This window comes from Dinghuibacter sp. (assembly GCF_035492835.1).
Classification (GTDB): domain Bacteria; phylum Bacteroidota; class Bacteroidia; order Chitinophagales; family Chitinophagaceae; genus Dinghuibacter.
Genome location: NZ_DATJIY010000112.1, coordinates 1 through 21,793 on the forward strand (window position 1 = coordinate 1; position 21,793 = coordinate 21,793).

Sequence of the window (21,793 nt, forward strand, 5' to 3'; positions counted from 1 at the left end):
CGATCAGTGGGGCGTGGAGCTCGGGAAGCAGCTGGCGGGGAAGATCCTGCCGGAGCTGGCGGGGGACGCGGCGGTGACGGGGCACGATTCGTCGACCAATGGGTTGATCAATTTGTATAAGAAGTGGCGTAAGGGGTAACCCGACCATAACCATCAATGAAAAAGGCCCCTGACGGGGCCTTTTCTATTTAGTTGTGGTGTAGCTATCGTTTTACCATTTGTCGACTTCCTCGTTGGAAACGGGCGCGGGAGCGGCGGCGGCGGCGGTGGCTTGGACGTGGACGACGGTTTCTTCGACGACGGTGATGGTGCCGGTTTCTTCCTGCATATCGTAGTCGTTGTCGTTGCGGTCGTTGTCGTTGTCATGGTTGTAGGCGTCGAAATCAAAGTCGGGCATGAGCTCCGTCTTGACATAATTGATGGCTTCGTTCAGGCCGCCGAGGAATTTATTGAAGTCTTCCTTATATAAAAAGATCTTGTGGCGATCGTAGCCGTTGTCGTTAAAACGCTTGCGGCTTTCGGTGATGGTTAGGTAGTAGTCATTCCCTCGTGTAGCACGGACATCAAAGAAATACGTCCTCCGTTTCCCTGCCCTGATGCGCTTGCTGTATACGCTTTCCATTCTTTTGTCAGTGTTTTCGTACGCCACAGTTTGTGAGTTTTAGTTTGGACAAAGATATACGCTTTTTTTAATTGACAAAATTTTAACATGAATTCAAAAACGGCCGAAAACGCCGTTTTTTCGGGTGACTAACAACTATTTGTCCTGGGCGATTTCTTCTTCGGATGGCTTTTCGTCCCGCTCCCGTTGGCGCGCATACAGGTCGGCGTAATAGCCGCCGGCGGCCAGGAGGGATTCGTGGGTCCCCCGCTCGATGATCCGGCCGTCGTCCAGGACCACGACCTGGTCGAACTGGAACAGCGAAAAAATACGGTGGGTGATGATGATGGCGGTCTTGTCCCGGAGATACAGGTGGAGCTGCTCGATGATCTCTCGTTCGGTCCGGGCGTCGACGGCGCTGAGACAGTCGTCCATGACGATGACGCGGGGGTCCTTGATCAGGCCTCGGGCGATGGAGACCCGCTGTTTCTGTCCACCGCTGAGGGTGACGCCCCGCTCCCCGATCATCGTTTCGTAGCCTTCGGCAAAACCCTCGATCTCCTTGTCTACGATCGCCTGGCGCGCGGCCTGGCGGACCTGGTCCATGGTGGCCACGGGGTTCCCGAAAAGGATGTTGTTCCGGACCGTGTCGCTGAACAGGAACACGTCCTGGGGGACGTAGCTGATCTGCTCCCGGAGGCTTTTGAGGGTAGTATTCCTGATGTCGTTGTCGTCGACCCTGACGACGCCGGTGGTCGGGTCGAACATCCTCAGCAGGAGCTGGGCTACCGTGGTCTTCCCCGAACCCGTCCGGCCGATGATGGCGATCTTTTCGCCCTGGCGGATGTGGAGGTCGAAATCGGTCAGCGCTTTTATTCCGGTATGGGGGTAGGTAAAGGAGATGTGGTCGAAGCGGACATCACCCGCCACGACGTGCGCTTTGGCGCCCGGCTCGTCTTTTATGGCCGGTTCCAGGTGGAGGAACTCGTTGAGCCGCTTTTGGGAGGCGGCGGCGCGTTGGGTCATGCTGGCCACCGAGCCGATGGCGCTCACGGGGAACATCAGCATGTTGATGAACAGCACGAACTCGGTCAGGGTACCGAACGACATCTGCTGCGGGTCGCGGATGTGCATAAAACCCCCGATCAGGATGGTCAGCAGGGTGCTGATGCCCACCACGAAGGACATGGCGGGGAAGTAGATCGCTTCTACCCGGGCCAGGCCCAGGGCATTGGTCTTGTATTCTTCGCTGCTGTTCCGGAAAAAGGCGAGCATCGCGTTCTCCTGCACAAAGCTCTTGATGACGCGTATACCCGAATATGATTGCTGCGCGTTGGTGGTGAGGTCGCTGAGCAAGGCCTGGATACGTTCGCTTTTCTTATGGATAATGGTATTGACAAAGTAGATAGTGACGGCCAGCAGGGGCAGCGGGGCCAGTGTATAGAGCGTCAGCGACACGTTCTCCTTGAGCATGAAGTACACGCTCATGCCGATCAACGCCAGCAGGTTCACGAGGTACATGATGGCGGGGCCGGTGAACATGCGCACCCGGCTGACGTCCTCGGTGATCCGGTTCATCAGGTCGCCGGTGGTATGGACGCGGTAAAACGCGGTGTCGAGCCGCTGGTAGTGCTGATACACCTCGTTCTTCTGGTCGAACTCGATGTGCCGGCTCATGACGATGAGCGTCTGCCGCATAAAGAACATGAACAGCCCCCGCAGCAGCGCCAGGACCAGCAGGGTGGCGCCGCAGAGGGCGACGACGTTGGAGAAGTTCCAGTGATCGATCCTTTTTATGAGCGCGGTGGCCAGCGGGTCGGGGACGAATTGGGTCGCCGTCGCCGCGGGAGCGCCGGAGAGGTTCTGCATCACTTTGTTCACCACGTACTTGGTGACCAGGGGGGCCAGGACGCTGAAGTAATTGGAGATAATGACGAACACCATGCCCGCCAGGAAACGGTAGCGGTACTTCCAGAAATATTTATTGAGGGCGGAAAGGTGCTTCATGCTACGTTATTGCGCTGCGGGTGCGGGGTCGTTGAGGTGGTTCCAGGCGGGGATCATAAAGGCCGCCATGGCCGCCGCGATGCAGTGCATGGGTATGGTGAGGATCATGAACTGGCGGGTCGAGGGCGAGCCGTCGGGCAGGATGGGCGATAACGGTCCCGCCGCCAGGGAGACGACCAACAGTACCGCGCAACCGATCATGAACAGGACGCGGTGATACCGCGTGGAGATGTAAAGGACGTAGTACACGACGCCGCCCAGCAGGATGGGCAGGATGGTGGCGATCAGTACAAAATACCATTTGACGCTGGGATAGTCGATCAAAAAGATGATGCGGGCGGCGATGAACCATAACAGATTGGCCACACAGGCCATGATGCCTACCTTGAAAGCCGCCTTCAGACAGTTATAAAACTCTTTGGACATAACAAGGCGATTTTGAACCCCATAAAGGTATAAAAAAAAGGGGCTTGACGCCCCTTTTTTACCGTATCTCTTTCTTAACCCTTCGTGAACTGGATGTCGGCGTTGATCTTTACTTCGTCGCTGACGACGACACTACCGGTTTCGGTGACGCCGCTCCACACCAGGCCGAAGTCCTTGCGGTTGATCTTGCCGCTGACGGTGAAGCCTGCCTTGGTGTTCCCGTAGAAGTCCTGGGCTACGCCGCCGTACTCCGCGATCAGCGTGACCGGTTTGGTCTGGTCGCGGATCGTGAGGTTGCCTGCGAGCTCGTAGTTGTCGCCGCCCTTATGGCTGAAGCCGGTGCTGACGAACTTGATCTCGGGGTACTTTTCGGCGCTGAAGAAGTCGTCGCCTTTGAGGTGGCCGTCGCGCTGGTCGTTGGCGGTATCGATCGAATCCACCTTGATCGTGAAGACCACTTTACCCTTCGTAAAGTCTTCGCCGTCGGTTTCGATGTGGCCGTCGAAGTGCTGGAAAGTACCGGTGACGTTGGTGATCATCAGGTGACGCACCTTGAATTCGACCTGGCTGTGCATGGGATCGACGGTCCATTTGGTGAGTGCCATAGTTTTGTTTTAGTTGTTTATAATGATGGTTATTGTTTATTGTTGCGGGACATCCATGATGAGGAATCTCGCGTCCTTTTTTGCGGTGATGGTCGCTTTGTCAAAGTTAGTCAATCCGAGGCCATCTCTTTGGTTGATGAGCTGGCCGTCTACCTCGATTTCGCCGGAGATCACGAAAATATAACTTCCGTTGTTTTCCTTGCGGCTGGTATAACCGAGGGATTTGCCGGCGTCCAGCTGTCCCAGGGAAAACCAGGCGTCCTGGTTGATCCAGAGGGCTCCTTCGTCTTCATTAGGCGCGACGACGTTTACCAGGGCGTTGTGCGTCGTGTCGAAGTGCTTTTGGTCGTAGCGCGGCGCGGCGTTGCGTTTATTGGGGAAAACCCAAATCTGCAACAGGTTCACGGTTTCGGTCTTCGACGGGTTGAATTCGCTGTGGACCACCCCGGTGCCGGCGCTCATGACCTGGACGTCGCCCGGGCGGATGACGCCTTCGTTCCCCATATTGTCCTTGTGCTTGAGCTGACCTTCCAGGACGATGGTGATGATCTCCATGTTGTCATGGGGATGCATGCCAAATCCCATGCCGGGCGCCACGCGGTCGTCGTTGAGTACCCTCAGGACGCCGAAGTGCATCCGCTGGGGGTCGTAATAGCCGGCGAAGCTAAAGGTATGGTGGGCGTCCAGCCAGCCATGGTTGGCGTGGCCGCGGCTGTCGGCTGTGTGTATGATCTTTTCCATAGTGTTTTCCTTTTTTTGATAGATCAAAGTTACGACATTGAATGGCGGGTGGGCAATGGACAGATGTGAGTTAGTATGGTACTTTTTGTGGGCGGCGCGCCCGTGGGGCTTTGGCGCATTTGCGTCTTGGGGGCGCCGTTCGCGTCTTAGACCGTGTTGAGGCGGCTCTGGTCGCGGAATTCGAGCAAGGTCTGGCTGGTGTACTTCTTGAAAAAGCGGCTGAAATAGGGGGCGTCCTCGAAACCCAGCCGGTAGGCGATCTCCTTGGCGCTGAGGTCGGTATTGTGCAACAGGCGTTTGGCCTCCAGGATGACGTGGCCGCGGATCTGCTCCCCGGCGGTCTGGCCGGACAGGCTTTTGGATAGGGCGTTCAGACAGACGGGGGTCATGTTGAGGAGACGGGCGTAGTCGGACACGTTTTTCTTGTCCTTATAATGTTGTTCGATCAGGTGCCGGAACTGGAGGAAGGGACCGGCGGTGGCGTGCTCGCCCGCCCGCTCTTCCCGCTCCATGATGCGGGAGACCCGGATCAGGAAGAGCTGGAGGAGATTGACAAAGGCGTCCACGTAGTGGTCCCCTTTCTTCTGGCACTCGTCCTCCATCATGGCGATGATGCCGCTCAGTGTCGTTTCGTCGGTGCCGTCCGGGGACAGCACGGTGGCGAAGTCGGGGTTGAAGAACAGGAGGGAATTGATCCCGCGGGAGCGGTTGGCGGCCTCGTCCCGGACGCAATAGAATTGCTCCTCGAAGGCGATCCACCAGCCATGGGCGTGTCCATGGAATTCGGCGACACGGCCGGGGGCTATAAATAATATGGTGTGGGCCTGGGCGGTGTACGGGACCGTGTCGAGGGTTACTTTTATGTCGCCGTCGGTTATCCAGAGGATGGAGTAGAAGTCGTTGCGGTGGGGGGCGGCCGGCCGCGCCCCTGCCGCGCCGCTGCTCAATGTTGTAACAGCGAATTTTTCCGCGTCGGGGAACCAGTCCCGGAGGGAATAAAGGGGGATGTCGGTCGCCTTCATGTCCTAAAGGTAGGGCATTTGACGCCGCTTAGCGCCCGAAGTCGTCCTGCAGGCGCACGATGTCGTCCTCGTTGGAGGGGTTGGACGTGTCGGTGTGCTGCCAGATCTCGGCGATGATCCCGAAGGTGTCGAGGCCAACCAGGCGGTGGCGTTCGCCCTGCTGGAGCTTGATCAGGTCGCCGGGTTGGTATTTTTTAAGCGGGCCCTCGGCGTCGGTGAGGCTGGTCACTACACCGGCTTCGCCGGCCACGACGCGCCAGATCTCCGCCCGACGGAAGTGGTATTGCCAGGAAAGGCGTTTGCCGGGGGCGACGACCAGGATTTTGGGGCTGAGCTTATTGGTAATGGTAAAGTCCTTCATTTCCATCCCCGGGAAATAGGTCTTGATAAAGGCCGGGGCCTGGGTCTCCTCGATCACGAAAAATCCCCCCCAGGGGCGGGCGAAGTCGTGCTGAACGATGGTAAAACCCTGTTCTTTCAGGGTAGCCTCGATCTGGGAGAAAACCTGTTCCTTGGAGCTGGAAGCGGTGACTTGAAGTGACATCGGGTGTTATTTGGGCGCAATATTAGGCATTTTTGGCGGGTCTGCTACATCGAATGGTATATTGCCGGTACCGGTACGATTTCTGAAGGAGTAACCCCATGCAAAAAAATCCCTGGATCCTACCCACGCTGATGCTGGGTACGTTTATGGCGACGCTCGATTCGAGTATAGTGAATGTGTCGTTGCCTACGATGCGGCGGCAGTTTGGGGTCGGGGTGGATGACATACAGTGGGTGGTGACGGCGTATATGCTCGGGTTCTGCCTGTTTATGCCGCTGACCAACTGGCTGAAGGACAGGGTCGGTTTTTTCAATTTATATGTGGGGGCGCTGGCGATCTTTATCACGGGGTCGCTGTTGTGCGGCCTGTCGCACAGCCTGGGGGCGCTGATCGCCTCGAGGGTCCTGCAGTCGCTGGGCGGGGGGGCGATCAATCCCACGGTGTTGTCCATTATGTCCAGCATTTACCCCAAAAATGAGCGGGGGAAGGCGATCAGCTGGTGGGCCATCGGCGCGCTCATGGGGCCTGCGTTGGGACCGACGGTGGGCGGGGCGCTCACGCAGCAGTTCGGGTGGCCGTCGATTTTTTTTGTGAACGTACCGGTTTGTGTGTGCGCGGTGGTTTTCTCTTTCCTTTTCCTGCGTTTCCTCCGGCACGCGCCGCGGCAGCGTACGCCGTTCGACGCCCGGGGTTTTGCCACGCTAACGGTTTTCCTCGTGGGCGTCCAATATGCCATTGCGCGGATGGAGCGGGCGGGCGCAGGGTCCCTGGAGGTGCTCGGGGCCTGCGGCGCCGGTATCCTGGGGCTGGTCCTTTTTATCCGTACCGAGAGGCGCTCCCCTACCCCGATGTTCAAGCTCGGGTTGTTCCGGATCGGGATCTTCGTGCGCACGCAGCTCCTGACGTGCATCCGGGGCGCGGCGTTGTTTGGCGGGTTGTTCCTGCTGCCATTTCTTCTCCAGGCTTTATTGGGGTTCTCGGAGCTCCAGTCGGGTCTTTTGTTGCTACCGGGCTCGGCTATGACGGCGCTGGTGACGCCGTTTGCGGGGCGATGGGCGGACCGGCACGGGTCCCGGAACATCCTGCTCATGGCGGTCACGCTGGTGTGCCTGAGCATGATCGGGTTTTCGCTGGTGATACCCGGGATGCCCCTGGCGCTGTTGACCGGCATCATCCTGGTGCGCGGCATGGGTCTGGGGATGCTCAATACGCCGCTGACGACGGCCATGGTCAACTCCGTCGAAACGGCCGACGTGACCGAGGCCTCCTCCATCAATAGCCTGGTGCAGCAGCTGAGCGGGTCGCTGGGGATCGCGCTGCTGGCGATCGTGCACCAGGACGTCCTGCGGCGCGCCCTCTCGGAGCACGCTGCCTTGCAACGCGGGTTTTGGGCGGCGGCCGTTATCGTGGCGCTGGCCTATATCCCCGCTTGGGGATTACCCGCGGTACAGCCGGTGCCGGAAGCGGGGCATAAGGCTACGCTCGAGGAACATGATGGGCTGGGGAAGGAGGGGGCGCCGTTGGGGCGCGGGGCGGCGGCCTAGCGGCAGCACTCCTTTTTGCGGATGAAAATGGCCTTGAAGATTTTCACGAATATCTTTCCTATCGTCGTCGTGTGCTCGCTCATACGGTAAAGTTACGGAAAAATGCGCTTCCGGGAGGGGGGGCGCAAGCGCGGGCGGCGCGGGAGCTTATCTAGTGAAAGCCGGGGGCTGGTCGCCAGGGGACGAAAAGCGACCGTTTTCGGACACCCGGGCGGGGATAAAATCGCGGAAAAGCCCGACAGGCGCGGGAAGGGCGGGCTGGCATGGGCCTTGTGGCGGCAAGGGCATGCTGAAAAACTACTTGACCGTGGCCGTGCGGAACCTGCTCAGGAGTGCCGGCTTTTCCTTTATCAATGTGCTGGGGCTGTCCGTGGGGATGGCGAGCGCGCTGCTGATCCTGCTCTGGGTCGCCAACGAGTGGACCTACGACCATGGGTATCCGAACGACAGCCGGCTGTACACGGTGTGGAACAAAGACAAGTGGACGAACGATACGGTGTGCTGGCCGACGACGCCGAAGATCATGGGGGCGGCGTTGAAATCGTCGTTCCCGGACATCGAGCAGTCGTCGCGGATGAACTGGACGCAGACGCTGCTTTTTACGGTGGGGGACAAACACCTCAATACAAAAACGACGATGGTGGACCCCGACTTCCTGACGATGTTCAGCGTGCCGTTCGTGGAGGGGAACGCCCGGTCGGCCCTGAGCACCCCGAATTCGCTGGTGATCACGCAATCGCTGGCTAAAAAGCTTTTCGGGGGCGAGGACGCGCTCGGAAAGACGGTCAAGCTGGACAATAAGGATATGTTCAACGTGAGCGGGGTGATCCGCGACCTGCCGAACAACGTCTCCTTCGACTACGAGGCGCTCACGCCCTGGTCGTATATGAAACAGCGGGGTGACGACGACAGCAGCTGGGGGAACAACTCCTGCCGGAATTTCGTGCTGCTGAAGCCACACGCCAGCCTGGAGGCAATGCAAAAGAAGATACACAACTTCACCATACAGCACGAGAACGACGGGACGACGACCCAGTTCCTGTATCCCTTCAGCAAGGCGCACCTTTATGGCACCTTCGAGAACGGGAAACAGGCGGGGGGCAAGATCGACATGGTGCGGGCCTTTCTGCTGATCGCGATCTTTATCCTGGTGATCGCGTGTATCAACTTCATGAACCTCTCGACCGCCCGGAGCGAACGGAGGGCCAAGGAAGTGGGTATCCGCAAAACGGTGGGCGCGCTCAAGGAGTCGCTGGTGACGCAGTTCCTGCTGGAGTCGGTGCTGCTGTCGGCGGCGGCGGGCGTGGTCGCGCTGGGGATCGTGTGGGCCTGTCTGGGGCCCTTCAACACGCTGACGCGGAAGCACCTCACGTTGGCGGTGGGCGAGCCGGTGTTTTGGGCGTTTATCGTTGGCTTTGTCCTGTTCACCGGGTTGCTGGCGGGGAGCTATCCCGCGTTTTTCCTGAGCAGCTTCCGGCCGGTGCAGGTGCTCAAGGGCGCCTTTAAAAAGGCAAACGCGCTGGTGACGCCGCGGAAGGTGCTGGTGGTCTTCCAATTCACGATCGCCATCATGCTGATCATTTCCACGCTGATCGTGCTCAAACAGCTGCGCTATGCCCAGGAAAGGGAAAACGGGTACGACCGCAGCAACCTGATCTATATACCGATGCAAGGCGAAATGCAGAAAAACTATACCGTCATCCGGGATGAGCTGCAGGAAAAGGGCGTGATCACCGAAGCCAGCATGGGCAGCTCCCCGATCTCGCAGTCCTGGAGCAACACCTGGGGTATCAACTGGCAGGGTAAGCCTCCCGGCGATAAAACCATCATCAACAGCTATTCCACCGGCGGGAACATCGTCAGGACCATGGGCATGACGCTTGTGGCCGGGCGGGACATCGACATGGTGAACTATCCCGGGGACTCCACGTCGGTGGTGCTGAACGAATCGGCGGTAAAGGCCATGGGCTTCAAACAGCCGCTGGGCCAGGTGATCGGTTATCCCGGTTACCCGTTTACGGTAGTCGGGGTGGTGAAGGACTTCATCATCGAATCCCCGTTCGAGCCTATCCGGCCGATGGTGATCTGGGGGCCTAAGTTCACGGGCTTCAATACGCTCCACTTCAAGCTGAACCCCGCGCACACGCCGTCGCAGAACCTGAAGGTGATGGAGGGCATCTTCCGCAAATACAACCCTGCTTACCCCTTCGAATACAACTTTGTCGACACCGAATACGCGCGCAAGTTCGAGGACGAGAAGTCCACGGCGACGCTGGCGGGTCTGTTTGCCTTCCTGACGATCTTCATCTCCTGCCTGGGTCTGTTCGGGCTGGCGGCGTACATGGCCGAAGCCAGGGTCAAGGAGATCGGCGTGCGGAAGGTGCTGGGTGCGTCGGTGATGAACCTGACGACGCTGTTGTCGCGGGACTTCGTGCTGCTGGTCCTGATCTCGATCGTGGTGGCGGTGCCCATCGCCTGGTATTGCATGGACCGGTGGCTGATGGGGTATAAGTACCGGGTGCACGTCGATGCGTGGGTATTCATCCTGTCGGGGGTGGTGGCGATCCTGATATCGCTCATTACGGTGAGCTCGCAGGCGATCCGGGCGGCGATGGCCAGCCCGATCCGGAGCCTGAGGTCGGAGTGAGGCGTTCGAGTGATGAGCGGCAACCGGGCAATGGCCGCAATGAGTATCTTGGCGGCATGAGGAACTACCTGCTGTGCGGCTGCCTCGTGCTGGCCGCGGCTTGCCGCCCAACAACGCCTGAGGTCCCGGCGCGTAAGACGCTTTCGCTGCAATACATCGACAGCGCCGTAAAACCAGGGGACAACTTCTATAAATACGCCAACGGCAAATGGCTGGATACGGCCACGGTTCCGGCGACGGAGTCGGGCGCGGGAGCGCGCTGGGAGATGAGCGATTCGACCAAGGCGCACATCCATAAAATCCTGGACGACGCGGCCGCGCGCGCGGGGGATGGAGACACGGCAACGCGCGCCGCGGCGGGGTCGATAACACAACAGGTAGGCGATCTTTATCGGGCCGGAATGGACACGGCCGCGATCGATGGGCGCGGGCTCGAGCCTGTGAAGCCGTTCCTTGCGGCGATCGACTCCGTGCAGGACGTGCGCAGCCTGATGCACGTCGTGGCGGCGCAGGCCCGGACGGGCATGGGGAGCTTTATGGGCTTCTTTGTGGGGGCGGACGACAAGAACAGCCAGGTGAACGTGGCGCAGAGTTTCCAGGCGGGGATCGGGCTGCCCGACAGGGATTACTATTTCAGGACCGACAGCGCGGGGCTCGCCGCGATTGCGGCGTATAAGAAATACCTCGCGACGCTGCTGGACCTCGCGGCGGGCGCGAACGGAGGGGGAAGCGGCGGGGGCGTGGGGAATGGCGCCGCTCAAGCGGAGAAAATCTTCGCCCTGGAGAAGCAGCTGGCGGCATCGCACAAAACGCAGGCGGAGCTGATGGACCCGCAAGCCAACTATCATAAGATGGCCATCCGTGCGTTGGACAAGGCGACGCCGAATGTGGGCTGGGGCGCCTACCTGAAGGACCTGGGGGCGCATACGGATTCGATCATCAACCGGCAGCCGAAGTATTACGAGGCGTTGAACAAACTGTTGACGGCATTGCCGCTGGCGGATTGGAAGCTGTATGTAAGGGCGCACACGCTCGACAATGCGGCGAATTACCTGGGGCACGACTTCGGGGACGCGGCGTTCCAATACTATGACAAGGCGCTGTCGGGGCAGCAAAAGATAAAACCGCGCTGGGAGCGGATGTACGAGGTCATCGACGGCAACCTGGGGGAGGCGTTGGGGCAGTTGTACGTCCAGCAATACTTTCCGCCGGAGGCCAAACGGCGTATCACCGAACTGGTGGACAACCTCCAAAAAGCTTTTGCGCAGCGTATCGACAAGCTCGACTGGATGGGCGACACGACCAAACAACGGGCGAAGGCCAAGCTGATGGCCATCCTGAAAAAGGTGGGATACCCGGACAAGTGGCGGGATTACAGCCGGGTGACCATACAGCGGGACAAGTACTTCGAAAGCATCCTGTCGTGCCAGGCGGAGAACGTCCGCTTCAACCTGGCCAAGCTCGGCCAACCGGTCGACCGGACGGAGTGGGGTATGACGCCGCCCACGAACAACGCTTACTATAACCCGACGAACAATGAAATTGTTTTTCCGGCAGGAATACTGACCTTCCCGATGTTCGACGTGGCGTCGGACGACGCGCTCAACTACGGCGGGATCGGGATGGTGATCGGCCACGAGATGACCCACGGGTTCGACGACCAGGGGGCGCAGTACGACAAGGACGGCAACCTGAAGAACTGGTGGGCACCGGAAGACTACAAGCGCTTCAAGGAAAAGTGCCAGCGGATCATACGGTTGTATAACGGGTTCACGGTGCTGGATACGCTGCATGTGAACGGGACCGTTACCCAGGGCGAAAACACCGCGGACCTGGGCGGGCTGGCGATCGCCTACGACGCCTTCCAGCTGACGCCGGAAGCCAGGGACACGACGCGGATCGACGGGTTTACGCCGGACCAGCGGTTCTTTATGTCGTTCGCGCAGACCTGGCGGAAGAAGCTCACCGACGCGGCTTTGCGGAGACAGGTGCTGACGGACCCGCACTCTCCCGGGAACTGGCGAGTGACCGGAGCCGCGATGAATAACCCCAATTTCTACTCCGCCTTCGGGTTAAAGGCGGACACCACGCTTGTCCAGATCTGGTAAACTGCAACAAGGAAACAATAAATTTAATGTTCTATTAAAGAACAGGCGGTATTTTCGCGGCGATGCGTAAAAGAATCCTCGTGTTGCTCCTGGCCGTCCCATCGCTGACCGCGCGGGCCCAGTACAACCCCGACATCGCGGCCCGCGCCAGTTTTGCCAACCCCAGCCCGTGGAGCGTCCACTTCCAGCTGACGGCCATCGACATGGGACACTTCGCCTTTCCGGCGAAGTATTCCGGTCCCAACAGCATGGTGGACACGCCCGAGCACAACGTGACCTCGCTGACGACGTCCTTCTTCCTGGGCCGCAAGCTCTGGAAGGGCGCGGCGGCCTACTTCAACCCGGAGGTGTCCGGGGGCCGCGGGCTGAGCCACGCCACGGGGATGGCGGGTTTTCCCAACGGCGAGACCTTCCGGATCGGGGACCCCTCCCCGGTCATCTATACGGCCCGCCTGTTCCTCCAGCAAAACATTCCGCTCGGTCACACGGGGTATATCATCCAGGACGACGACGTCAACCAGGTCCGGGACAGCATTCCTATCCAACGGCTGACGATCAGCGCGGGCAAGTTCTCGCTGGACGATTTTTTTGACGACAACGAGTTCAGCCACGACGCCCGTTCCCAGTTCCTTAACTGGAGCCTCATGAGCAACGGCGCCTGGGACTACCCCGCCAATACCCGGGGGTATACGTTCGGGCTGGTGGCGGAGCTTTTCCTGAAGGGCTTCGCCGTGAGGGGCTCGATCGCCATGGAGCCCCGCCAGGCCAACGGGCCCGACATGGACCAGAACATCTTAAAATACCACGGTCTCACCCTCGAGGCGGAAAAGCCGTTTACCATCGGCGGCCAGCCGGGGACGGTCCGGCTGCTCGGTTTTTATAACCTGACCCGGGCGGTGGGCTATAACGAATTCCTCCAGCAGGCCAAACAGGGGGACAGCACCAACGCGGGTGTGTTCACGGGGGAAACGCTTTCCCACGAGCACGGCGGCAAATACGGCTGGGGGCTGAGCGCCAACCAGCATATTTCGGATAACGTCGGGGTTTTTGTCCGGGCCAGCTGGAACGACGGCAAAACCAACACCTGGGCCTTTACGGAAATCGATAACAGCGTCAGCGCGGGGCTACAGCTGTTTGGCAAGCTCTGGAAACGGCCCTACGACCTCTTGGGGGCGGCGGGGGTGCTGAACGGCATTTCGTCGGGGCACCAGGCCTTTTTAAAGGCGGGGTTCACGGGTTTTATGATCGGGGATGGAAACCTGGACTATGGGCATGAAGGCGTGTTCGAGGCGTATTACCTCTGCCGGTTGTTCCCGCACGTGTTCTTGTCGGCGGACTATCAGTGGGCGCATAATCCTGCGTATAATAAGGACAGGGGCCCGGTGAACATCTACGCGTTCCGCGGGCATATCGAGTTCTAAAGGGAACGCAGGCCTGCTAATCTCCGATGCGCAGACCTGCGCTTGTTTATAACAGTTGGCGTAATACGGCCGGCAGGACCGTTACCACCTCTTCCCAGGTACTGAGGGATTCCCGGCTATCGACTTTGGGCGCCATGTGCGTGGGGCCGGGTTGTTGGCTGTCCTTGGCAAATTCCACTCTCCACAGGGCTGCTGCCAACAAGAGGCAGACCAGCGGGTAACCTATCCAGCTGGAGACGTCCTGTTTTGGCTTTGGTGTGTTGTGTAAGGATGGCATATAACGATACAAAATTACTCGAATTTTTGGGGCGCGAAGGGCTTTTTCGCTGAACGGTTTGCTTTTTTCAATGGTTAGCCCGTATCTTTGAACTGGAATAATAATTATTACAGTTTAAATGACCGACAGCCATTTTACCATCGCGATACATATTCTGACCCTGTTGGCGGGCCGGGAGGACTATGTGTCCTCGGACTTCCTGGCGGGCAGCCTGAACATACACCCGGTACTGGTCCGTAAAGAGCTGGCGGGGCTGCGTGACAGCGGCCTGGTCGTGAGCAAGGAGGGGAAAACGGGTGGCTCCCGGCTGGCCAGGCCTGCGGAGGCCATCCTTTTATCCGACGTATACACCGCCGTCCGCCGGGGCTCGCCGCTGGGCAATGAGAAACACGAGCCCAACCCGGACTGCCCGGTGGGCCGGCAGATCAACCGCCACCTGGACCAGCTGTACCACGAAGCCGAGGCCGCCCTGGTCCGGCAGCTGGGCCGGACGACGCTGGCGGGATTCCATGCACAATTCAACACTTGATATGAAAATTGCCATCATCGGTGCGTCCGGCTTTGTCGGTACCGCACTTACACAGGAAGCGCTCCGCCGCGGACATACGGTGACGGGTATCGCCCGTGACCCCTCGAAGATCATTGCCGGCGCGCTCGCGGTTAAAGGGGATGTTTTTGACAAGGGCGCCGTGGCCACGCTGGTCAAGGGGCATGATGCCGTGCTGAACGCCTATAACGCCGGTTGGACCAACCCGAAGATCTATGACGACTTCATGGCGGGTTCGGAGGCCATCGAGGCGGGTACGCGCGACGCGGGCGTCCGCCGCCTGATCGTTATCGGCGGGGCGGGGAGCTTGTTTATCGACGGCCACCAGCTCGTGGATTCCCCCGGGTTCCCGGCGGAATGGAAGCAGGGCGCGCTCGCGGCCCGCGACTACCTGAATGTGCTGCGCAAAGACGAGGTCCTGGACTGGACCTTCCTGAGCCCGCCCATCCACCTCGTGCCGGGGGATAGAACGGGGGTTTACCGTACCGGCAAGGACAGCCCGGTTTTCAACGCCTCCGGGGAATCGACCCTCTCGGTGAACGACCTCGCGGTGGCCGTCCTGGACGCCCTGGAGAAGGGTTTGTACATCCGGGAACGGTTCACTGTAGGCTATTAGCGTGGGCTATTGTAGTAAATGCACGAACTGAACATTTTCTTGAAAGGGGGCGTCAGCCGATCTCAAAGGCCCGCCCCTACTTCGTTTCAGGCATTCCTGGGGTGCCCGCAAGCGCGGTTTCCTAACCAAAATCACCGCCCGGAAATTTTCGCTTTTCCAAAATTTCCCTATCTTTAATACCGCAGGGTTTTAGCTTGCTAAATCGTGTGGCTTTTGGATTTTATGGCGAAAGGGACTATAGTAGATTTGCGTAGTTCTTTTACTATACGAAAAAACGAATTTCTCTTCTCCCCGATCTCCAAACGCGTATTAATTTTGCAGACCAATTAGGGTACCCAATGAACATGCAATTAATTATAATCTCTTAAAAGATATTCAACTCTTTCTGGACACACATTCAATATTGTGGTTTCAGAGGTAAGCAAAACGCCCTGCATTTCCATGCGGGGTTCTTTTTTTATGGCCCCGGCCGCGCCCATGGTGAATTTGGCGCGTCCGGGGCCATAAAAAAAGAACTCATCATTATCAGGGGGAGGCTGGGGCCTCCCCCTGACCCCCTCCGTGGCGTCGTTGGGTTCAGGCGTTAATTTGCATGTTGATATGCATTAGGGGTTTTGTTAGTGCGATCTTTTTCTACGGTTTTCTGGGGAGGCTTGTGGAAATGATTCTACATCGCGCTGCGCGCGGCTAGGCTTTTGGGGTATTCGCGGCGGGATCGAGAGATTAATTTTTCTTCATACGAGGTCTTTGCGGTAGGCGGGGCCGTTATCTTAGTCCATGATGGCGGCGGGGTGGCGGCCGACGGATTCGTAGTAGTAGCCGAGGTCTTGCATTTGGGAGACTTCGAAGACGTTGCGGCCGTCGAAGATGACTTTTTGGGCGAGGGCGGCAGCCATTTTTTCGAAGTCGGGGGTGCGGAAGACGGACCATTCGGTGCAGATGACGATGGCGTCGGCTTCTTCCAATATCTCGTATTGATCTTCGCCGTAGGTGATGCGGTCGCCGAGGAGTTTTTTGACGTGGCCCATGGCTTCGGGGTCGAAGACGTGGACCTCGACGCCTTCGCGGAGGAGGGCGTCGATGATGTAGAGCGCGGGGGCTTCGCGGATGTCGTCGGTGTTGGGTTTGAAGGCCAGGCCCCAGATGGCGATCTTACGGCCTTCGAGCCGGCCCTTGAAGTACCGCTGGATCTTGGGGACGATATAGACCTTCTGGGCTTCGTTGACGTGCATGACGGAGTCGAGGATGCGGAACTGGTAGCCGGCTTCGGAGGCGGAGCGGTGGAGGGCCTGGACGTCCTTGGGGAAGCAGCTGCCGCCATACCCGATACCGGGGAAAAGGAAGCGTTTGCCGATGCGTTCGTCGCTGCCGATGGCGCGGCGGACCATGTCGACGTCGGCGCCAAAGAGCTCGCAGAGACGGGCGATCTCGTTCATGAAGGTAATCTTGGTCGCGAGGAAGGCGTTGGCCGCGTACTTGGACAGCTCGGCGGAACGCTCGTCCATAAAGAGGACGGGGTTGCCCTGGCGGACGAAGGGGGCGTAGAGGTCGCGGAATATCTTACGGGCGCGCTCGGACGTAGTGCCGATGACGACGCGGTCGGGTTTCATGAAGTCGTCCACCGCCACGCCTTCGCGCAGGAACTCGGGGTTGGAGGCGACGTCGAAGTCCCCCTTGTATTTGCGCGCGATCGCGGCGTGGACCTTGTCGGCGGTGCCGACGGGCACGGTGCTTTTGTCGACGATGACCTTATAATCGGTGAGGAGGTCGCCGAGGTTGTCGGCTACCTGGAGGACATAGGAAAGATCGGCGGCGCCATCCTTGCCGGGGGGCGTGGGGAGGGCCAGGAAGATGACCTGGGCTTCCTTTATACCGGCCGCCAGGTCGGTGGTGAAGTGTAGACGGCCTTCGCGCAGGTTGCGGAGGAAAAGGTGCTCCAGACCGGGTTCATAGATGGTGATTTCTCCGCCGGACAGCTTCTTGACCTTGGCGGCGTCGATGTCGATACAGGTGACGTTGTTCCCGGTTTCCGCGAAACAGGTGCCGGTGACCAGACCGACGTATCCCGTTCCTACCACAGCGATTTTCATAATGTGCGTTTGTTGTTAGAAGTAAGCAATTTGTGAACTAGGTTTGTTGAACGGGGACTAAGATAGCCGCAATCCCCGCCTTGTCGCGGGGCTTTTGGGTAAACGCCGGGATTATTCTGGTGAACGTGTTGGCTTTGGGCGGTTTTGGCCGTGCGAGTGTGTATTTATGACCCCATTTTGTGGGTAACCATCCCAACCATTTTGAGGATCGCAGCTTCAACCTGGGGCTTGTTCGAGAAAGAAATAAGGTGTCCTTTACCGGGGATCATGTCGATCTCCAGGGAGGGGGCATTTTTGAGGTAAAGACGGGCTGAATCGGCGTTGGTGGTATAGACGAGGTCGTCCTTGCCGCCCTGGAGATAGATCACGGGGACGCGTATATTGCCCCAGAGGGGGCGCATCTTCCGCAGCTCGGCGGCGTGGTGGACCTTTTCGGTATTGGCGGACTGGAGCATGCGGGGCACGAACCAGCGGAGGGCAGGGTGCTCGATCGCGGGGGTGAACCAGAACGTCTTTTCCTGGGTGGGCGCGATGGCGGGCGCGACCAGCACGATGCCGTCGACGTCCTGCGGGTTGTCCATGGCCAGCCGGGAAGCCACGGCGGTACCATAGCTGGCGCCGACGAGGATGACGGGATGGTGGAGGGAGCGGATGCTGTCGAGCAGGGGTTTCAGGAGCAGCGCCTGTTTTTGGATGTTGGGTTCGGGGTGGCCCAGACCTGAATAGCCATACCCCGGCCGGTCCACCGCAAACATCCGGGCGTGGGTAAGCAGGTCACTGTCCATCATATAGTTCCGCCAATAGCTCAGGGAGCTGGGGGCGCCATGGATGAAAAGGACGCAACAGGTCGTGTCCTGCCCGACGGTCATATAGCGTATGGTCCGGTCGCCGGCCTGGTAATAACCGATCCGGGGGTCAAGGTGAGCCTTATGGAATTGATTATAGATGTCCTTGTCGTCCAGCCGGAACTGGACGAACTGGTCAAAGATCAAGAGGCTGAGAATGAGGAATACAAAAGCCGAAACCGCCATGTTGACCAGGAGCCGGATGATGTTCTTTCGCATATTGCAAGGCCTTTCTATTGTTTGTGGGCGCCGCCGGCGGCGCGGGGGCGCGGGTGACGCGCGGGCCCCCCGGGGGCCGCTACTCCTCCAGGTAATATTTGGAGACCGGCGCCAGCGCTTCGTCCAGTTCGTATACCAGGGGTACCCCCGTGGGGATCTCGAGGTCGGCGATCTGGTCGTCGGGGATATGATCCAAATATTTAACCAAAGCGCGGAGGCTGTTGCCGTGGGCGGAGATGATGACCCGCTTTCCCGCCCGGAGCGAAGGTACGATGTTGTTGTTCCAATATACGGTAAAACGTATGACGGTGTCTTTGAGGGTCTCTCCTACCGGCAGCTCGGCTTCGGTCAGGCCGGCGTAGCGGGGGTCGCGACCGGGGTATCGGGGGTCGTCGAGCAGCAGCGGCGGGGGCGGGACGTCGTAGCTCCGACGCCATATGTGTACCTGTTCCTCGCCGTATTGGGCGGCAGTATCGGCTTTGTTGAGGCCCTGGAGGGCGCCATAGTGGCGTTCGTTGAGGCGCCAGTTTTTTTCCACCGGTATCCAGAGCTGGTCCATCTCTTCGAGGGCCAGATCGAGGGTCTTGATGGCACGTTTGAGCAGGGAGGTGTAGGCCTGGTCGAACACAAAACCCGCCTGCCGGAGCCGGCGGCCCGCCGACTGCGCTTCGGCCACGCCCTTTTCGGAGAGGTCCACGTCGGTCCAGCCGGTGAACCGGTTTTCCCGGTTCCAGGTGCTTTCGCCGTGACGGATGAGTACAAGACGGATCATGTAGCTATGGTTGAACGATGAATTCGTTGTCCTTGGTATTGCGGTCGGCGTCGAAGGGCCCGCGCAGGGTTACCTTCCTGATGTCGCCCTTGCCGGCGACCGGCACGGTGACGCTGGTAGCGTGCTCCCAAACGGCGATCGAGCGGTGGATGGTTTCGGTGCGCCCGTCCGCGAAGTAAACGGTCAGGTCGATGGGGACGGGTTTGATCCCCTTGGACACCACGACGACGGCGTGCCCGCGCACCGCCGCGATCGCGAGGTCGGGATAGCCGGCCTGGTAGAACCACCGGTCCCAGAACCAATCCAGGTTACGCCCGGTCCCGCGGTTCATGCACGCAAAAAAGTCGATGGGGATCGGGTGCTTGCCGTGCCAGGTCCGGATATAGTCGTGCACGCCCTTCAGGAACAGGCTGTCGCCCAGCATGTCGCGGGCATAGTAGTAGCCGAGACCCGGTTTTGGATAGGAATTGAGGTAGTAGGCGAGGTCGGTTTCGTTGTTGGACGGGGTGATGATGGGGAGGTCCTGCTCGTCGCCCGCGCGCGAGCTGTACGCGCCGATCCCGTCGTGGTCCTGTACGGTGGAATCCACCATCGGGGAGATCACCCACTCCCCTATCGTCGCCCAGCCTTCGTCCATGAACGCGTACTTGGTTTCGTTGACGCCCATGTAAAAGGGGAACATCGTATGGAATATCTCGTGGTCGGTCAGGAAGATGGTCTCGGGCCGGTTGCTCAGGGGGTTGTCGTTGACCATCATCGGATATTCCATCTGGTCGAGCCCGTCAAAAACCGTCTCGTGCGGATAGGGATAAGGCCAGTGGGGGAAGCGGTAGCTCATCGAAGCCACCGTTTTCCTGGCAAAATCGATCACCTCGACAAAATCTTTGTGCCAGGGGTTAAAAGCCGCGTCGACCCGTGTCCGCCGGCCGGTCGCGGGATCCACGACGAGGCTGCTGGCCTTCCAGCAATAGTGGTTGCTGAGCGCAAAGCAAAAGTCGGTGACGCTGTCGGCCTGGAACGTCCAGGTGTTGCTGTCGGGGCTGGCGGTAACGTGGCCTATGTCGGCGCTGTCGATGATGTCGGTGATGTTATCGCTGCGCTCTGCGTCGGCCAGGCGGTCCGCGATCTTGGGTTGCAGGACGTCGCGCGCGTTGGTCAGGTTACCGGTGGCCCAGACCACGTAGTTCCCGGGCACGGTCACACCGACCGAAAAGTTGCAAAAGTCGTTATAGAACTCCTGGGGACCGAGATAGGGTATCCGGTTCCAGCCGTCGATGTCATCAAAAACGGCGATCCTCGGGAAAAAGTAGGCGATAAAATACGAGCCGCTGTCCACCTGGCCCGTACGGATGTGCGAGCCCTTGTTGAGGGTGTACGCAAAATGCAGGGACACGTGTACGTCTTCCCCCGGTTTCAAGGCAGGGATGCCAACGTTCATATCCGTCCCACCGCCCCGGCGGTTACGGGAGCGGTTGCTTTCCTGGCCGTTGATGGTGAGGTTGCTGACCTCCACCCCGTCGGTGAGGTCCTCGGGCGACACTTCCATCATCCGGATGGCGCCCTTTTTATAGAGGTTGGGATAGAGCTTCAAGACAAGTTGACGCAGGGTGTCGGGGCTCGCGTTGTGGTAGGTCACGTTTTCCGAGCCGCTGACCAGGCGCGTGGCGGGGTCGAAGGATACCTTTATTTGGTAGTCGGCCCGGTTCTGCCAGTAATTCGGACCGGGATCGCCCGTGCGGGTGCGCGTACCCTTTTGGATCGCCGTCTGGACGTTCCAGGGGGCGGGGAGCGCGGTTTGGGCCATGGATGGGATGGCCCGGGCCAGAACGATAAGCAAAACAATTCGATGAAGGCGGTACATCGGGTCGGCTTTCGAACGAATGTACGATGAATTTAGCCGTAACTTTACGGTATGGCAAAATTCTTCGAGGCCATCGAGCCCCACCACCGGGCCTTTATGGAGCACCAGAAGATGTTCTTCGTAGCGACCGCGCCGCTACAGCCCGACGGACACGTCAACTGCTCGCCGAAGGGCGGCGATTGCTTCCGCATCCTTTCCGCGAACCGCGTTGCCTACCTGGATTACACGGGCAGCGGCAACGAAACTTCCGCGCACATCTTGCAGAACGGGCGGATCACGATTATGTTCTGCGCCTTCGATGGCGCGCCCAATATCCTGCGGTTGTATGGGCGCGGGTTTGCGGTGTTGCCGGGGGAGCCCGGGTGGGCGTCGCTGACGGCGCTGTTTGCCCCGTTACATCCGACGACGCGGCAGGTCATCGTTGTCGACGTCTTCTCCGTGCAGACCTCCTGCGGGTATTCGGTCCCCTTGTACGCTTACGAAGGGGAAAGGGATCAGGCTTACCAGTGGGCGGCCAAAAAAGGCGTCGAGGGGCTCGAGCAATACCGGCAGGAAAAGAACCGGGTGAGTATGGATGGACTCCCGACCGCGTTGTTTTAGTCCCAGACGTTATATACGCCGCGCGGCGGTATTAATTCCGTCGCGCGGCGGGTTTCCTAACTTTTTGGTTTCAAAGCCAGGTCGAGCCGCTCTCCGAGGTCAACCAGGTGATCGCGCGTGAGCGCGTCGGTGGAGCGCGCGGCGGCGGATTTGAGGGTGGCGTCGAGCTCGCGCGCGTGCGCCTTTAATAGCGACAGCGCGTCGTCGCCGCGGTTGACTTTAGTAGCGGGGCCGACGAGGGCGCAGAGGCGTTCGACGTAGGCTTTTTGGAGGTTGCGGCGGTAAACGTCGATGGGGCGC

At 59.3% G+C, this 21,793-nt stretch carries 21 protein-coding genes; 8 read left to right on the forward strand and 13 right to left on the reverse strand.

Features of this window, described 5'->3' with window-relative positions; genetic code table 11:
• The first annotated feature begins 13 nt into the window (after nucleotides 1-13).
• Nucleotides 14-139, forward strand: a complete 126-nt coding sequence (locus VL547_RS10680; protein ID WP_325577674.1) for a hypothetical protein — start codon at nucleotides 14-16, stop codon at nucleotides 137-139.
• Nucleotides 140-211: 72 nt separating this feature from the next.
• Here VL547_RS10680 and VL547_RS10685 read toward each other — a convergent pair whose 3' ends face one another.
• The 7 genes from VL547_RS10685 to VL547_RS10715 form a co-directional block, all read right to left on the reverse strand.
• Nucleotides 212-622: a DUF3276 family protein gene (locus VL547_RS10685; protein WP_325577654.1), complete on the reverse strand. Its 411-nt coding sequence runs from the start codon at nucleotides 620-622 to the stop codon at nucleotides 212-214.
• Between the two features lie 135 nt (nucleotides 623-757).
• A complete protein-coding gene (locus VL547_RS10690) occupies nucleotides 758-2,608 on the reverse strand; it encodes an ABC transporter ATP-binding protein (protein WP_325577655.1) in 1,851 nt (616 codons plus the stop codon).
• 6 nt (nucleotides 2,609-2,614) lie between these two features.
• Nucleotides 2,615-3,034 carry a hypothetical protein gene (locus tag VL547_RS10695; protein WP_325577656.1) on the reverse strand — a complete coding sequence of 140 codons (420 nt, stop codon included), beginning with the start codon at nucleotides 3,032-3,034 and terminating at the stop codon, nucleotides 2,615-2,617.
• Between the two features lie 74 nt (nucleotides 3,035-3,108).
• Nucleotides 3,109-3,639, reverse strand: coding sequence for a YceI family protein (locus VL547_RS10700; RefSeq protein WP_325577657.1), 531 nt, complete (start codon nucleotides 3,637-3,639; stop codon nucleotides 3,109-3,111).
• 36 nt (nucleotides 3,640-3,675) lie between these two features.
• Nucleotides 3,676-4,380 carry a pirin family protein gene (locus VL547_RS10705; protein ID WP_325577658.1) on the reverse strand — a complete coding sequence of 235 codons (705 nt, stop codon included), beginning with the start codon at nucleotides 4,378-4,380 and terminating at the stop codon, nucleotides 3,676-3,678.
• A gap of 146 nt (nucleotides 4,381-4,526) precedes the next feature.
• Nucleotides 4,527-5,402 carry a helix-turn-helix domain-containing protein gene (locus tag VL547_RS10710; RefSeq protein ID WP_325577659.1) on the reverse strand — a complete coding sequence of 292 codons (876 nt, stop codon included), beginning with the start codon at nucleotides 5,400-5,402 and terminating at the stop codon, nucleotides 4,527-4,529.
• 28 nt (nucleotides 5,403-5,430) lie between these two features.
• Nucleotides 5,431-5,946: a hypothetical protein gene (locus VL547_RS10715; RefSeq protein WP_325577660.1), complete on the reverse strand. Its 516-nt coding sequence runs from the start codon at nucleotides 5,944-5,946 to the stop codon at nucleotides 5,431-5,433.
• 98 nt (nucleotides 5,947-6,044) lie between these two features.
• Between VL547_RS10715 and VL547_RS10720 the strand changes: the two genes are divergently transcribed.
• The 4 genes from VL547_RS10720 to VL547_RS10735 all read left to right on the forward strand — a co-directional run bounded on the left by VL547_RS10720 (nucleotide 6,045) and on the right by VL547_RS10735 (nucleotide 13,666).
• Nucleotides 6,045-7,490, forward strand: coding sequence for a DHA2 family efflux MFS transporter permease subunit (locus tag VL547_RS10720; protein ID WP_325577661.1), 1,446 nt, complete (start codon nucleotides 6,045-6,047; stop codon nucleotides 7,488-7,490).
• Between the two features lie 286 nt (nucleotides 7,491-7,776).
• On the forward strand, nucleotides 7,777-10,137 hold the full coding sequence (locus tag VL547_RS10725) for an ABC transporter permease (RefSeq protein ID WP_325577662.1): 2,361 nt from the start codon (nucleotides 7,777-7,779) through the stop codon (nucleotides 10,135-10,137).
• 56 nt (nucleotides 10,138-10,193) lie between these two features.
• Nucleotides 10,194-12,245 (forward strand): M13 family metallopeptidase, encoded by a 2,052-nt coding sequence (locus VL547_RS10730; protein ID WP_325577663.1) that lies wholly within the window; start codon nucleotides 10,194-10,196, stop codon nucleotides 12,243-12,245.
• Nucleotides 12,246-12,307: 62 nt separating this feature from the next.
• The gene (locus VL547_RS10735; RefSeq protein ID WP_325577664.1) at nucleotides 12,308-13,666 is read left to right on the forward strand and encodes a carbohydrate porin; all 1,359 of its coding nucleotides are present in this window, start codon (nucleotides 12,308-12,310) and stop codon (nucleotides 13,664-13,666) included.
• Nucleotides 13,667-13,712: 46 nt separating this feature from the next.
• Here the strand turns inward: VL547_RS10735 and VL547_RS10740 are convergent, their stop codons facing one another.
• A complete protein-coding gene (locus VL547_RS10740; protein ID WP_325577665.1) occupies nucleotides 13,713-13,943 on the reverse strand; it encodes a hypothetical protein in 231 nt (76 codons plus the stop codon).
• 118 nt (nucleotides 13,944-14,061) lie between these two features.
• Here VL547_RS10740 and VL547_RS10745 point away from each other — a divergent pair, with 118 nt between their 5' ends.
• Both VL547_RS10745 and VL547_RS10750 read left to right on the forward strand, forming a co-directional pair.
• Nucleotides 14,062-14,472 carry an Rrf2 family transcriptional regulator gene (locus VL547_RS10745; protein ID WP_325577666.1) on the forward strand — a complete coding sequence of 137 codons (411 nt, stop codon included), beginning with the start codon at nucleotides 14,062-14,064 and terminating at the stop codon, nucleotides 14,470-14,472.
• A 1-nt stretch (nucleotide 14,473) separates the two neighbouring features.
• On the forward strand, nucleotides 14,474-15,106 hold the full coding sequence (locus VL547_RS10750; RefSeq protein ID WP_325577667.1) for an NAD(P)-dependent oxidoreductase: 633 nt from the start codon (nucleotides 14,474-14,476) through the stop codon (nucleotides 15,104-15,106).
• A gap of 770 nt (nucleotides 15,107-15,876) precedes the next feature.
• Here VL547_RS10750 and VL547_RS10755 read toward each other — a convergent pair.
• The 4 genes from VL547_RS10755 to VL547_RS10770 form a co-directional block, all read right to left on the reverse strand.
• A complete protein-coding gene (locus tag VL547_RS10755; protein WP_325577668.1) occupies nucleotides 15,877-17,196 on the reverse strand; it encodes a UDP-glucose/GDP-mannose dehydrogenase family protein in 1,320 nt (439 codons plus the stop codon).
• 164 nt (nucleotides 17,197-17,360) lie between these two features.
• On the reverse strand, nucleotides 17,361-18,260 hold the full coding sequence (locus tag VL547_RS10760) for an alpha/beta hydrolase (protein WP_325577669.1): 900 nt from the start codon (nucleotides 18,258-18,260) through the stop codon (nucleotides 17,361-17,363).
• A 79-nt stretch (nucleotides 18,261-18,339) separates the two neighbouring features.
• Nucleotides 18,340-19,032 (reverse strand): 2,3-diphosphoglycerate-dependent phosphoglycerate mutase, encoded by a 693-nt coding sequence (gene gpmA, locus VL547_RS10765; protein ID WP_325577670.1) that lies wholly within the window; start codon nucleotides 19,030-19,032, stop codon nucleotides 18,340-18,342.
• A 4-nt stretch (nucleotides 19,033-19,036) separates the two neighbouring features.
• Nucleotides 19,037-20,869 carry a M1 family metallopeptidase gene (locus tag VL547_RS10770; RefSeq protein ID WP_325577671.1) on the reverse strand — a complete coding sequence of 611 codons (1,833 nt, stop codon included), beginning with the start codon at nucleotides 20,867-20,869 and terminating at the stop codon, nucleotides 19,037-19,039.
• A gap of 75 nt (nucleotides 20,870-20,944) precedes the next feature.
• Here VL547_RS10770 and VL547_RS10775 point away from each other — a divergent pair, with 75 nt between their 5' ends.
• Nucleotides 20,945-21,493: a pyridoxamine 5'-phosphate oxidase family protein gene (locus VL547_RS10775; RefSeq protein WP_325577672.1), complete on the forward strand. Its 549-nt coding sequence runs from the start codon at nucleotides 20,945-20,947 to the stop codon at nucleotides 21,491-21,493.
• 56 nt (nucleotides 21,494-21,549) lie between these two features.
• Here the strand turns inward: VL547_RS10775 and VL547_RS10780 are convergent.
• Nucleotides 21,550-21,793 (reverse strand): hypothetical protein (locus VL547_RS10780; RefSeq protein ID WP_325577673.1); only part of this gene is annotated, 244 nt, incomplete at its 5' end.

What these genes read in the sequence shown, in the direction of transcription:
- VL547_RS10685 (WP_325577654.1), bottom strand. Translation starts at nt 622, where the DNA reads ATGGAAAGCGTATACAGCAAGCGCATCAGGGCAGGGAAACGGAGGACG.
- VL547_RS10690 (WP_325577655.1), bottom strand. Translation starts at nt 2,608, where the DNA reads ATGAAGCACCTTTCCGCCCTCAATAAATATTTCTGGAAGTACCGCTAC.
- VL547_RS10695 (WP_325577656.1), bottom strand. Translation starts at nt 3,034, where the DNA reads ATGTCCAAAGAGTTTTATAACTGTCTGAAGGCGGCTTTCAAGGTAGGC.
- VL547_RS10700 (WP_325577657.1), bottom strand. Translation starts at nt 3,639, where the DNA reads ATGGCACTCACCAAATGGACCGTCGATCCCATGCACAGCCAGGTCGAA.
- VL547_RS10705 (WP_325577658.1), bottom strand. Translation starts at nt 4,380, where the DNA reads ATGGAAAAGATCATACACACAGCCGACAGCCGCGGCCACGCCAACCAT.
- VL547_RS10710 (WP_325577659.1), bottom strand. Translation starts at nt 5,402, where the DNA reads ATGAAGGCGACCGACATCCCCCTTTATTCCCTCCGGGACTGGTTCCCC.
- VL547_RS10715 (WP_325577660.1), bottom strand. Translation starts at nt 5,946, where the DNA reads ATGTCACTTCAAGTCACCGCTTCCAGCTCCAAGGAACAGGTTTTCTCC.
- VL547_RS10720 (WP_325577661.1), top strand. Translation starts at nt 6,045, where the DNA reads ATGCAAAAAAATCCCTGGATCCTACCCACGCTGATGCTGGGTACGTTT.
- VL547_RS10725 (WP_325577662.1), top strand. Translation starts at nt 7,777, where the DNA reads ATGCTGAAAAACTACTTGACCGTGGCCGTGCGGAACCTGCTCAGGAGT.
- VL547_RS10730 (WP_325577663.1), top strand. Translation starts at nt 10,194, where the DNA reads ATGAGGAACTACCTGCTGTGCGGCTGCCTCGTGCTGGCCGCGGCTTGC.
- VL547_RS10735 (WP_325577664.1), top strand. Translation starts at nt 12,308, where the DNA reads ATGCGTAAAAGAATCCTCGTGTTGCTCCTGGCCGTCCCATCGCTGACC.
- VL547_RS10740 (WP_325577665.1), bottom strand. Translation starts at nt 13,943, where the DNA reads ATGCCATCCTTACACAACACACCAAAGCCAAAACAGGACGTCTCCAGC.
- VL547_RS10745 (WP_325577666.1), top strand. Translation starts at nt 14,062, where the DNA reads ATGACCGACAGCCATTTTACCATCGCGATACATATTCTGACCCTGTTG.
- VL547_RS10750 (WP_325577667.1), top strand. Translation starts at nt 14,474, where the DNA reads ATGAAAATTGCCATCATCGGTGCGTCCGGCTTTGTCGGTACCGCACTT.
- VL547_RS10755 (WP_325577668.1), bottom strand. Translation starts at nt 17,196, where the DNA reads ATGAAAATCGCTGTGGTAGGAACGGGATACGTCGGTCTGGTCACCGGC.
- VL547_RS10760 (WP_325577669.1), bottom strand. Translation starts at nt 18,260, where the DNA reads ATGCGAAAGAACATCATCCGGCTCCTGGTCAACATGGCGGTTTCGGCT.
- gpmA (WP_325577670.1), bottom strand. Translation starts at nt 19,032, where the DNA reads ATGATCCGTCTTGTACTCATCCGTCACGGCGAAAGCACCTGGAACCGG.
- VL547_RS10775 (WP_325577672.1), top strand. Translation starts at nt 20,945, where the DNA reads ATGGCAAAATTCTTCGAGGCCATCGAGCCCCACCACCGGGCCTTTATG.